The sequence below is a fragment of the Mesorhizobium helmanticense genome, assembly GCF_003034915.1.
GTDB lineage: Bacteria > Pseudomonadota > Alphaproteobacteria > Rhizobiales > Rhizobiaceae > Mesorhizobium > Mesorhizobium helmanticense.
In genome coordinates, this window is the sequence record NZ_PZJX01000028.1 from 367194 (window position 1) to 379735 (window position 12542).

Genomic DNA, 12542 nt, shown 5'->3' on the forward strand with positions numbered 1-12542 from the left:
AATCATGCGTATTGTCTGTCCCTTCTGTGGCGAACGCGAACTCGGCGAGTTCACCTATCTCGGCGACGCCAAGCCGCAACGCCCGGCGGCGGATGCCGGCGAAGACGCCGTCTATGACTATGTCTATCTGCGCGACAATGTCGCCGGCGTGATGAGCGAGCACTGGTATCATGGCGGCGGCTGCCGGAGCTGGCTGAAGATCACCCGCAACACGCTGACGCACGAGATTTCGTCGGTCGAGCCGGCTGCGGGCGTTGGTGCCGCGAAGGTTGGCGTGTGATGGCCGGCGTGCAGGCAAACCGGCTGGCCAATGGCGGTCTCATCGACCGCTCGGTGTCGCTGAATTTCCGTTTCGACGGTAAGAGTTTTTCCGGCTTCCAGGGCGACACGCTCGCCTCGGCGCTCGTCGCCAATGGCGTCAAGCTGGTCGGCCGCTCGTTCAAATATCATCGCCCGCGCGGCATCCTCACCGCAGGCTCGGAAGAGCCTAACGCGCTGGTCGAGTTGCGCAATGGCGCAAGGCGCGAGCCGAACACCAAGGCGACCACGGCCGAACTCTATGAAGGACTTGAGGCCGCCAGCCAGAACCGCTGGCCGTCACTGCGCCACGATTTCATGTCGGTCAACCAGTTGTTCGCGCCGATCTTTGTCGCCGGCTTCTACTACAAGACCTTCATGTGGCCGGCGAAATTCTGGGAAGCGATCTATGAGCCGGCGATCCGCCGCGCCGCCGGCCTCGGGCGCGCCGCTGGTGTTGCCGACCCTGATCATTACGACAAGGCCTGGGCGCATTGCGACGTGCTGATCGCCGGCTCCGGCCCGGCTGGCCTTGCGGCCGCACTCGCCGCGGGCCGCTCTGGCGCCCGCGTCATCCTGTGCGAGGAGGATTTTGCGCTTGGCGGCCGGCTGCTGTCCGATGGCGGCACCATCGATGGTATGCCGGCGGCCGAATGGATTTCGCGCACGCTGGCGGAACTTGCGGCACTGCCCGACGTCCGCCTCATGACCCGAACGACATTGTTCGGCGTCTATGATGGCGGCACTTATGGCGCGATCGAGCGGGTCAACGACCACCTGCCCTCGCCGCCCGAGCATCAGGTGCGGCAGCGGCTGTGGCGGATCGTGGCCAAGCGCTGCGTGGTCGCGGCCGGCGCAATCGAGCGGCCGATCGTCTTTGCCGGCAACGACACGCCCGGCGTGATGATGGCGTCGGCAATGCGGACCTATGTCGCGCGCTATGCGGCAACGCCGGCGAAACGCGTCGCGCTGTTCACCAACAATGAGGATGGCTGGCGCACGGTCGAAACCGCGCTCGGCGCGGGATTGCAGATCGCGGCGGTCGTCGACGCACGGCCTGATGTATCGGCTGCGCATCGCTCGCTCGCCTCGAAAGGCGGTTTCCCCGTGCTGAACGGTTCGGTCAGCGCAGTCGACGGCGGCAAGGACGGTGCCAGGAAGATCTCGGTGTCCCTGACGGGTGGCGCACGCGCCGAAGTCGAAGCCGACGGGCTCGCCGTCTCCGGTGGCTGGAACCCGGCGGTCGCTCTGACCTCCTACCATCGCGGCCGACCGAAATGGCAGGACGATATCGCCGCCTTCGTGCCGGATGGCGCGCCGCCAGGCATGGTCGCCGCGGGTGCGGCCAATGGCGCCTTCGGCCTCGGCGCCTGCCTGGGCCAAGGCTTTGCTGCAGGCGCGCAAGCGGCGCGGGATGCCGGGCGCAGCGGCAAGGCAGGCTCGGCACCGGTGGCCGAGGATGGGGCGTTCTCGCTCACCCCACTTTGGCATGTCGCCGGCAAAGGCAAAGCCTTTGTCGACCAGCAGCACGACGTCACTGCCTCGGACATCGAGTTGGCGCAGCGCGAGGGTTTCGAATCGGTCGAGCATCTGAAGCGTTACACGACGCTCGGCATGGCGACCGACCAGGGCAAGGGCTCGAATGTCGCCGGCCTAGCCATCATGGCTGCAGTGTCAGGCAAATCCATTCCCGAGACCGGCACGACGATCTACCGGCCGCCCTATGTGCCGGTTGCCATCGGCGCTTTCGCCGGTCATCACCGCGACAAGAATTTCCATGCAACGCGGCTGACGCCGTCGCATCATTGGGCGGCCGAACAGGGGGCGATCTTCGTCGACACGGGTCTGTGGAAGCGCGCGCAATGGTATCCGCGCGCCGGCGAGAAGGACTGGCTGGAATCCGTCACTCGCGAGGTCAAGGCGGTGCGTTCCGGCGTCGGCTTCTGTGATGTCTCGACACTCGGCAAGATCGACGTGCACGGCCCCGATGCCGGCGCTTTCCTCGACCGCGTCTATATCAACACCTTCTCAAATCTCGCTGTCGGCAAGGCGCGCTACGGGCTGATGCTGCGCGAGGACGGCATGGTCTATGACGACGGCACCACGTCGCGGCTGGCCGAGGACCACTATTTCCTGACCACAACCACGGCCAAGGCGGGGCCGGTGATGCAGCATCTCGAATTCTGCCGGCAGGTTCTCTTCCCTGAGCTCGACGTGCAGCTGACATCGGTCTCCGACCAATGGGCTCAGTTCTCGATCGCCGGACCCATGACGCGTGACTTGCTCCGGGAGCTCGTCGATCCTGCCGAGGATCTGTCGAATGAAGGCTTTCCCTTCATGGGCGCGCGGGAAGTGGCGCTACGCGGCGGCATCAAAGCGCGGCTGTTTCGCATCTCCTTCTCCGGCGAGATGGCGTTCGAGATTTCCGTGCCGGCCCGCCATGGCGACGCGCTGGTGCGCAATCTGACACAGGCCGGCGCACCATTCGGCGTGACGCCCTACGGCACCGAAGCGCTAGGCGTCATGCGCATCGAGAAGGGCCATGTCGCCGGGCCGGAACTCAGCGGCACGACGACCGCGGCCGATCTCGGCTTGGGCAAGATGATGTCGACCAAGAAGGATTTCATCGGCCGCGTCATGGCCGGACGCGAGGCGCTGGTGGCAGCGGATCGACAGGTCGTCGTCGGCATCAAGCCGACGGACAAGGCAAGCCGCCTGCGTTCCGGCGCGCATATCATTCCGAAGGGCGAGACACCCGGCCCGGGCAACGACCAGGGCTACGTCACCTCGATCTGTTTCTCGCCCACCCTCGACCAGTGGATCGGGCTCGGGCTGGTCGAACGCGGCCGCGAACGCATCGGCGAGATAGTCCATGCGCATGATCCGCTGCGCGGCGAGGAATACGATGTCGAGCTCTGCAATCCCGTCTTCTACGATCCGGAAGGAGGGCGCCAGCGTGGCTGAATTCTCCTGGTCTAGCCACAGTCCTCTGGAGCATGCGCTTGCCACCGGCGTCCACGGCCTACGCGGTACCGAGGCTGGCGTCTCGCTAACCGAGATCCGCAATTTCGACCTGATCCAGGTCATGGCGCGGCGCGGCAAATGGGCCGAACTGGCAAGGGCCGCCAAAACGCGTTTCGAAGTGGCGGCGCCGGACGGGCCGAATGCGGTCCAAGCGAAGGACGCGACACTGATCTGGTCCGGTCCCGATCAGTTCCTCGTGCTGTCGAAAGACGGCAATCACGCGATGAACACTCTGGCGCCAGCGTTCTCCGGCCTCGCCTCGCTGTCCGACCAGTCGCACGCACGCGCCCTGATCAGCATCTCCGGAGCCAAGGCGCGCAGCATGCTCGCCAAGCTGTCGTCGCTCGATCTGCACCCGGCGGTATTCCCGGTTGGCGCAGCCGCCGCGACCTCGATCGACCATACCAGCGCCACTCTCTGGCGCGGCGGCGATCAGCCGGATGGGCAGGCTGTGTTCAACCTTCTGGTCTTTGCGACCTTCGCCGAAAGTCTTTGGCACACGATGCTCGACGCTGGCGCCGAATACGGTATCGATATCCGATACTCCGAGGAATTGGCATAGCTCGCCTTCCCTTCTCCCCTTGCGGGAGAAGGTGGATTGGCGCGCAGCGCCAAGACGGATGAGGGGTGTTGGAAGAAACTCGACGCCAGAGAATCAACTGATTCCAGGCGCTTACATACTGACCGCTGCGATCCGTCCAGCACCCCTCATCCGACCGAACTGCGCTCGGCCACCTTCTCCCACAAGGGGAGAAGGGAGAGCCGCACCTGGTCGCTCCGCCTTGCCAAAACTGCAAGCACTGCTATTCTTGCTGCTAAAATAATTTCACGTACAGGCAAACTTGTTTCTCAAGATTCAGAGTCGAGATGAGCCAGTCGCCCTACCCCGCCGTTGCAGCCGGACCACCCCGGCCGAGCCTGATCCTGAGGCCCGGCCAGATCGCGCTGCCACCCGGCATGGAGCGCTATACGGTCCAGGGCAATGGCGCGGTGCTCATCAAGGTCGAGGCCGGCGACACGATTACGGTGCGCAATGTCGAAGGCGGCCAGGCTTGCGAACTGCTGGCCTGGGACCAAACCGGCGCGACCGATCCCGGCATCTTCGGTGAAAAATCGAACAGCAATGCCGCCGGCATCAAGGCGCTGCTGGCGGAGAGCGATGACAGCCTCGCTTCCCTGCGCCGCGGGCTCGAGCGCCGTCAGGTGCAGCTCGATCAGGCCAAGGCGGTGCGCGTCTTCAGCAGCGCCACTCCGGCCGGCACCGAACAGGGTTTTACCGTCGCCCGCGACGGCGCGATGCTGATCGCCGCGCCGGGCGGCCCGATGCTTGTCGACGGCCACGACACCGCGACGTCGCTCAGCGTCATCGTGCGGCGCGCCACGATCCGCCCGGCGGCGAAGTCGCAACTCGGCGATCCGTTGGCCGATCCGGTGCTCGACCTGCGCGTTCATTCGGCGACGGCGGAATCCTATTTCGTCAAGGCGGGCGACTATCTGCAGATCCTCGATGTCGACGGGCGCCAGTGCACCGACTTCCAGTGCTTTTCGGCGCGCAAGCTGGACAAGGGCCGTGATCATCCGCTCGATGTGACAACGACCCGCACGCTGATGGGCGCGAGCTATCCGATGCCCGGGCTGCATTCGAAATACTATGACCAGGACATGGAGCCGCTGGTCGAGGTGGTGCAGGACACATGCGGCCGGCACGACGCTTTCGCGCTCGCCTGCGCCGCCAAATATTACGACGACATCGGCTATCCCGGTCACACCAACTGCTCGGAGAATTTCAACGGCGCGCTGGCCGACAAGGGCGTCACGCCTCGCGCCGGCTGGATGGCGATCAACTTCTTCTTCAACACGGCGATCGACGCACATGGCGTGATGGTGTCCGACGAGCCGTGGTCGCGGCCGGGCGACTATGTGCTGCTCAGAGCCCTGACCGACATCGTCTGTGTTTCCTCCGCCTGCCCTGACGACACGACGCCGGCCAATGGCTGGAACCCGACCGACATCCATGTGCGCACCTATTCCGGCCAGCACAAATTCTCGCGAGCGATCGCCAGACGCATGACGCCCGATTCGGAACCGAAAATGACCCGCGAGACAGCCTTTCATTCGAGCTTTGCCAAGCACACCCGCAACTTCGTCGAATACAGGGGCTACTGGCTGGCCAATTCCTTCGCCAGGGAAGGCGCCATCGCCGAATACTGGGCCTGCCGGCAGGACGCTGTCATCATGGACCTGTCGCCGCTGCGCAAATTCGAGGTGACCGGGCCGGATTCAGAAGCCCTGCTGCAATACACGCTGACCCGCGACGTCAAGAAGCTCGGCGTCGGCCAGGTCGTCTATTCCGCGATGTGCTACGAGCATGGCGGCATGATCGACGACGGCACGCTGCTTCGGCTCGGCAAGGACAATTTCCGCTGGGTCGGCGGCGACGATCTTTCCGGCGAATGGCTGCGTGAAACCGCCACCAAGCTCGGGCTCAACGTGCTGGTGCGCTCGTCCACCGACCAGATGCACAATGTCGCCGTGCAAGGCCCGAAGAGCCGCGACATCCTGCGGGAGGTCATCTGGACCTCGCCGCTGCAGCCGTCGATCGACGAGCTCGAATGGTTCCGCTTCGCCGTCGCCCGCATCGGCGGCGGCAATGGCGTTCCGGTCGTCGTTTCGCGCACCGGCTACACCGGCGAACTCGGCTACGAGGTCTGGTGCCATCCGCGCGATGCTGCAAAGGTGTTCGACGCCATATGGGAAGCCGGCCAGCCGCATGGGTTGAAGCCGATGGGCCTGCAGGCGCTCGACATGGTGCGTATCGAGGCCGGGCTGATCTTCGCCGGCTACGAATTCTCGGACCAGACCGACCCGTTTGAAGCCGGCATCGGCTTCACCGTGCCACTGAAGACCAAGACCGACGATTTCATCGGTCGCGAGGCGCTCATCCGGCGCAAGGAACACCCGCAAACGAAACTGGTCGGCCTCGACATCGAGGCCAATGCGGCCGTCGGCCATGGCGACTGCGTGCATGTCGGCCGTGCCCAGATCGGCGTCGTCACCTCGGGCATGCGCTCGCCGATACTGAACAAGAACATCGCGCTGGCAAGGCTCGACGTTACCCATGCCGCCATCGGCACCGAGGTGGAGATCGGCAAGCTCGACGGCCATGCCAAGCGGCTGCCGGCGCGCGTCGTGGCCTTCGCCCACTACGACCCGCAAAAGACCAGGCCGCGTTCCTGACGGCAGCACCCCAGGCGTGCAATTGGCCTGTCGGCGGTGCCCGCCGGCCGGTTCGCAAGCGTGATGTGTACAAGCTCACAAAACGCTTGACGTGAAAGCGCGGCGGATCAATCTTTACTGTTAAGAAAAAAATACGACTGAGCGGAAACACCCGCAGTCGTTGAAATGACGATTGAGCTCCGTGCAGCCGGGGCCGTCGCCACGGGAATAACCAATGGGGAAGCCAAACACATGAGCACGATAACGACTGCCCTGGAGCAGCCTGTCGAAGGCAGGCTGCTCAGGCACATTGACTGGCGTGGCGCCTTCTGGGTGGCAAGCGGCGTTCCCGCCCTTGTCCTGTTTTCGATCGGCGGCATTGCCGGCACCACCGGCACGCTGGCCTTCCTGATCTGGACGGTGTCGATGATCATGGGCTTCCTGCAATCCTTCACCTATGCGGAGATCGCCGGCCTGTTCCCGAACAAGTCCGGCGGCGCCTCGATCTACGGCGCCACCGCCTGGCTGCGCTACTCCAAGTTCATCGCGCCGCTGTCGGTATGGTGCAACTGGTTCGCATGGTCGCCCGTGCTGTCGCTCGGCTGCTCGATCGCCGCCGCCTATATCCTTAATGCGCTGGCGCCACTTCCAATCTTCACCGACACCTCGCCGGAAGTGGCTGCCTATATCGCGGCGCATGCCGGAACGAGCGCTGCCGACGCGATTGCGGCGGTGACCGCCGCCGCGACGCCCTTGATCCGCACCTGGACACTCTACGGTCACACGCTGGGGCCGGTCTCCTTCACCCTCAACGCCACCTTCTTCATCGGCGCGCTACTGATGCTGATCATCTTCTCCATCCAGCATCGCGGCATCCTGGGCACGGCCAATGTGCAAAAATATATCGGCCTGCTGGTCATCATTCCGATGCTGATCGTCGGCCTGGTGCCGATCTTCACTGGCCAGATCAACTGGGCGAACTTTTCGCCGCTGGTGCCGCTGGCGGCGGCCTATGCGCCCGAGCCCGGCGCGTGGAACATCGCCGGCTGGACGCTCGTGCTTGGCGGCATGTTCATCGCGGCGTGGTCGACCTACGGTTTCGAAACCGCCGTCTGCTACACCTCGGAATTCAAGAACCCCGGCACCGACACGTTCAAGGCCATCTTCTATTCCGGCCTGCTGTGCATGCTGCTGTTCATCCTGGTTCCCTTTACCTTCCAGGGCGTGCTCGGCCTCAACGGCATGCTGGCGACGCCGATCGTCGACGGCTCCGGCGTTGCCGACGCACTGGCCGGCATGGTCGGCGGCGGACAGCTCATCCACAGCCTGCTGGTAATGCTGATGATCCTGGCGCTGGTGCTGTGCATCATGACGGCGATGGCCGGCTCCTCGCGCACGCTCTACCAGGGCTCGGTCGACGGCTGGCTGCCGCGCTATCTCAGCCACGTCAACGAACATGGCGCGCCGACACGGGCGATGTGGACCGACCTGATCTTCAATCTGATCGTGCTGGCCATTGCGTCGGCCGATGCGACGAGCTTCTTCTTCATCCTCGCCGTGTCGAATTGCGGCTACATCATCTTCAACTTCCTCAACCTCAATGCCGGCTGGATTCATCGGATGGACAACGGCCATATCGAGCGGCCATGGCGCGCTCCGAGCTGGCTGCTCGGCGTCGGAGCGATCTTCGCCTATGTCAATGCGATCTTCATGGGCGCAGGCGCCAAAGTCTGGAACCCGATGGCGCTGTGGGCCGGGCTGATCACCGCCGCCCTGATCATCCCGGTGTTCTGCTTCCGCCACTACATCCAGGACAAGGGCAAATTTCCCGATCATATGCTGGCCGACCTCGGCATGAAGTCGTCGGATCTGAGGGTCAAGAAGGCAGGTATCCTGCCCTATCTGACGCTCGTCGCCGGCGTGGTGGTGATGCTGCTGGCCAACTGGTTTTTCGTCATCTGACGGCAGACTGGGTGGATCGCGCGCACAGCGACGCGCTCGATCCAGCTCCCTCTGAAGCCCACCCTGATAGTATCGGGGTGGGCTTTTTTCGTCTCGTTTGGAAGCGAATCCAGGGCCGCGAAGCTCCGTAGGTCATTGCGTTCCGCGACGCGCGAGAATAATCTTGTTGTACGATTGTTCAACAAGCCTATCGCGAAACCCAGATGCCGTGTAATCCCCGCTATGAGATCCTGTTCGAACCGGTGCGCATCGGGCCAGTCACGGCACCGAACCGCTTCTATCAGGTGCCGCACGCCAGCGGCATGACCAACGCGCTGCCGCGGGTTCGCGCGGCCTTTCGTGAGGCCAAGGCCGAGGGTGGATGGGGCGTGGTCTGCACCGGGGCCTGCTCGATCGACCCCAGCTCCGACGATGCACCGCTGCCTTTCGCGACCCTGTGGGACAGCAACGATATCCGCGCGCATGCGCTGATGACGGAAGCGGTGCACCGTCATGGCTCGCTGGCCGGCGTGGAGCTTTGGCATGGCGGCGCATCGGTCATGAACAGGACAAGCCGCCTGCCGCCGCTGTCACCGTCCGGGATTCCGTGGATGGCCACCCATGTCGGCTTCATGGGCAATCTGCGCCCGAAGACGATGGACAATGCCGATATACGCAACGTGCTGCGATGCCAGGCGGACGCGGCGCGCAAGGCGCGCACGGCCGGCTTCGACATCGTCTATGTCTATGCCGGCATGGGCTATCTCGGCTATGAGTTCCTGCTGCCCGAATATAACCATCGCTCCGACTGTTATGGCGGCCCGATCGAGAACCGGGTGCGCTTCGTGCGCGAGATGATCGAAGTCACCAAGGATGCCGTCGGCAAGGATTGCGGCGTAGCCTTGCGGGTAAGCCTCGAGGAACTGCGCGGCAGGCCCGGCCGCAACCAGCCCTCGGAGGCGCACGAGCTTGTCGAGCTGCTGGCCGACGTGCCGGACCTGTTCGACGTCAAGATGGATTCCAGTCCGACCGACTGTTCGGCGTCGCGCTTCACCGGCGAAGGCAGCCACGAGCCGGTGATCGATTTCGTCAAATCGCTGACGAAAAAGCCGGTGGTCGGCGTCGGGCGCTTCACCTCGCCCGACACCATGGTCTCGCAGATCCGGCGCGGCGTACTGGACTTCATCGGCGGCGCGCGGCCTTCGATCGCCGATCCCTTCCTGCCAAACAAGATCCGCGAGGGCCGCGAGGCCGAGATCCGCGAATGCATCGGCTGCAACATCTGCATTTCAAGCTGGCACGACGGCGTGCCGGTGCGTTGCACCCAGAACCCGACCGCCGGCGAGGAATGGCGGCGCGGCTGGCATCCCGAACGCGTCGAGCGTGCCGACAGGCCCGAGCGAATTCTCATTGTCGGCGGCGGACCGGCCGGGCTCGAATGCGCGCTGACGCTCGGCCGTCGCGGCCATGAGGTGACGCTTGCCGACAGCAGCCGGACCTTTGGCGGGCGGCTGACCTTCGAGAAGACACTCCCCGGCCTCTCGGCCTGGAACCGCGTCGTCGATTACCGCCTCGGGCGTCTCAACGAGATGAGCAACGTCTCGCTCCATGCCGAGAGTACCCTGGGCGCGGACGAGATCATCGAGCTTTCACCGGACCGAGTGGTGCTGGCGACCGGCGCGCGCTGGACCAATATGCTCTATTCCTCGCTGGAGATTCCGGTAGGGCGGCTCGACCATCCCGATGTTTTCACTCCGGACGACATCGCCGGCGGCCGGCTTCCAGAGGGGCCGACGCTGGTCTTCGATTTCGACAATTATTACATGGGCGGCGTCCTCACCGAGCATCTGGCAGTACATGGCGTCCCGGTCAGTTATGCGACCCCGGCAGGCCAGGCGTCCGCATGGACGATCATGACCAACGAACTGCCGCTGGTGCATCGGGCGCTGGCACGGCGCAAGGTGGCGGTGACGACGCTGCATCTCCTAAAATCCTTCGATGGCGAGACGGCGACGCTGGCGCATCTGTTCACCGGCGAGGAGACCCGCGTGGCCTGCCACTCGGTGGTGATCGTCGGGTTGAGATTGCCGCGCGGCGAGCTCTTCGAGACACTAACGGAACGCGCGGACGGGCTTGCAGCCGCCGGCATCCGCAGCGTCGATCGCATTGGCGACGCGCTGGCCCCGGGCGCCATCGCCCATGCCGTCCACAGTGGCCACAAGCTCGCTCGCGAGATCGGCGCAGATATCCGCTGGCAGCCCTACCGCCGCGACACGCCGATCGTCGATGCGGTGGCGGATTTCGACATGCGCACGGCAGCCGAATAGGAGGATGTCATGGAACGCATCACGGCACGTCGCAGACCCGGCCGCCCGCAGCGCGAGGTCGGCGGCATCGAGCAGCGCCCGTGGAAGCAGCTGACACGGCCTTACGCGCCGATCGAGATCCTGTCGGCCGACCAGGTCCAGACCATCCACGAGATGGGTCTTACCATTCTCGAGGAGATCGGCATGCGGGTGCTGCAGCCGCAGGCGCGCCAGCTCTATCGCGCGGCCGGCTGCGATGTCGACGAAGGCGAGATGCGGGTACGCTTCGACCGCGCCATGGTCATGGAGCGCATCGCCATTGTACCGTCGTCTTTCGAGTTGCGCGCCCGCAACCCGGCGAAGAACGTCAAGGTCGGCGGACGCCACTGCATCCTGTCGTCGGTCGGCGGACCGGCCTATGTCATGGACAATGATCGCGGCCGCCGCCCCGGCACCTATGCCGAGATGTGCGACTACCTCAAGCTGATCCAGTCGTTCAACGTGCTGCACCAGGAAGGCGGCGGACCATTCGAGCCGCTCGACCTGCATCAGAACACGCGCCATCTCGACCTCTACTATGCCGAGATCACGCTGCTCGACAAAAACTGGCAGCCGCAAACCCTTGGTCGGGGACGCGCAATCGACGCGCTGGAAATGGTGGCGATTTCGCTCGACACGACGCGCGAGAACCTTGCCCAGGAGATGCCTGTCTTCACCGGCATCATCAACACCAATTCGCCGCTGCAGCTTGACGAGCCGATGGCCGAAGGGCTGATCGCGCTGGCCGAGCATGGCCAGGTCAATGTCATCACGCCGTTCACGCTGGCCGGCGCGATGAGCCCGGTGACGCTCGCCGGCGCGCTGTCGCAGCAGCATGCCGAGGCGCTGGCCGGCATTGTGCTGACCCAGATCGTGCGGCCCGGCGTGCCGGTGATGTATGGCGGCTTCACCTCCAATGTCGACATGAAGACCGGCGCGCCGGCCTTCGGCACGCCCGAATATACGCAGGCCGCGCAGATCACCGGGCAGCTCTGCCGGCTGATCGGCGTGCCGTTCCGCTCAAGCAACGTCACGGCTGCCAATTCCGTCGACGCGCAAGCGGCTTATGAAAGCTCGATGTCGCTGTGGGGCTGCCTGATGGGCGGCGCCAATCTGGTGCTGCACGCGGCAGGCTGGCTTGGCGGCGGGCTGACGGCGTCGTTCGAGAAACTGGTGATCGACGCCGAGATGCTGCAGATGATGTCAGCCTATTTCGACCCGCCGGTGGTCGACATCGACACGCTGGCGCTGGAAGCGGTGCGCGAGGTCGGCCCGGCCGGCCACTTCTTCGGCGCGGCGCATACGATGCAGCGCTATGAGCGGGCGTTCTATTCGCCGCTGGTGTCGAACTGGGACAATTACGACACTTGGGTCGAGCGCGGTCAGGTCACGGCACGAGAAAGGGCTAATGTCGTCTGGAAGCGTATGGTCACCGAATACGAGCAGCCGCCGATCGATCCTGGTATCGACGAGGCATTGCGGGACTATATGGAGCGCCGCAAGCGTGAGGGCGGTTCGCCGCTGAATTGAGGCGCGAAATTCCGAAATCTTGGCGCTTGAACACCCCCTCTGTCCTGCCGGACATCTCCCCCTCAAGGGGGGAGATTGGCAGATTCTTTGGCGGCGCTTCTTCTTTCAACGTTCAAAATTGGCGAAGCCGTAGTGACATCTGATCTCCCCCCTTTGAGGGCAGGGGAATCGCATATGGCGATTTTGAGG

Annotated in this window: 7 protein-coding genes; all 7 read left to right on the forward strand. The window is 64.4% G+C overall.

What is annotated here, in order from left to right:
* The first annotated feature begins 4 nt into the window (after positions 1–4).
* The 7 genes from C9427_RS16385 to C9427_RS16415 all read left to right on the forward strand — a co-directional run bounded on the left by C9427_RS16385 (position 5) and on the right by C9427_RS16415 (position 12353).
* Positions 5–280, forward strand: coding sequence for a sarcosine oxidase subunit delta (locus C9427_RS16385; protein WP_107650197.1), 276 nt, complete (start codon positions 5–7; stop codon positions 278–280).
* On the forward strand, positions 280–3261 hold the full coding sequence (locus C9427_RS16390) for a sarcosine oxidase subunit alpha (protein WP_107650145.1): 2982 nt from the start codon (positions 280–282) through the stop codon (positions 3259–3261). Before C9427_RS16385 ends, C9427_RS16390 begins: the two co-directional genes overlap by 1 nt.
* Entirely contained in the window at positions 3254–3883 is a 630-nt protein-coding gene (locus C9427_RS16395) for a sarcosine oxidase subunit gamma (protein WP_107650146.1), read from the forward strand. The genes C9427_RS16390 and C9427_RS16395 overlap by 8 nt, the downstream gene beginning before the upstream one ends.
* A gap of 305 nt (positions 3884–4188) precedes the next feature.
* Positions 4189–6558 carry a trimethylamine N-oxide demethylase gene (locus C9427_RS16400; protein ID WP_107650147.1) on the forward strand — a complete coding sequence of 790 codons (2370 nt, stop codon included), beginning with the start codon at positions 4189–4191 and terminating at the stop codon, positions 6556–6558.
* Between the two features lie 231 nt (positions 6559–6789).
* Complete coding sequence (locus C9427_RS16405) at positions 6790–8499, forward strand: trimethylamine N-oxide permease (RefSeq protein ID WP_107650148.1); 1710 nt, start codon at positions 6790–6792, stop codon at positions 8497–8499.
* Between the two features lie 203 nt (positions 8500–8702).
* Complete coding sequence (locus tag C9427_RS16410) at positions 8703–10805, forward strand: oxidoreductase (protein WP_107650149.1); 2103 nt, start codon at positions 8703–8705, stop codon at positions 10803–10805.
* A 9-nt stretch (positions 10806–10814) separates the two neighbouring features.
* Positions 10815–12353: a trimethylamine methyltransferase family protein gene (locus C9427_RS16415; protein WP_107650150.1), complete on the forward strand. Its 1539-nt coding sequence runs from the start codon at positions 10815–10817 to the stop codon at positions 12351–12353.
* The last annotated feature ends 189 nt before the right edge of the window (positions 12354–12542 follow it).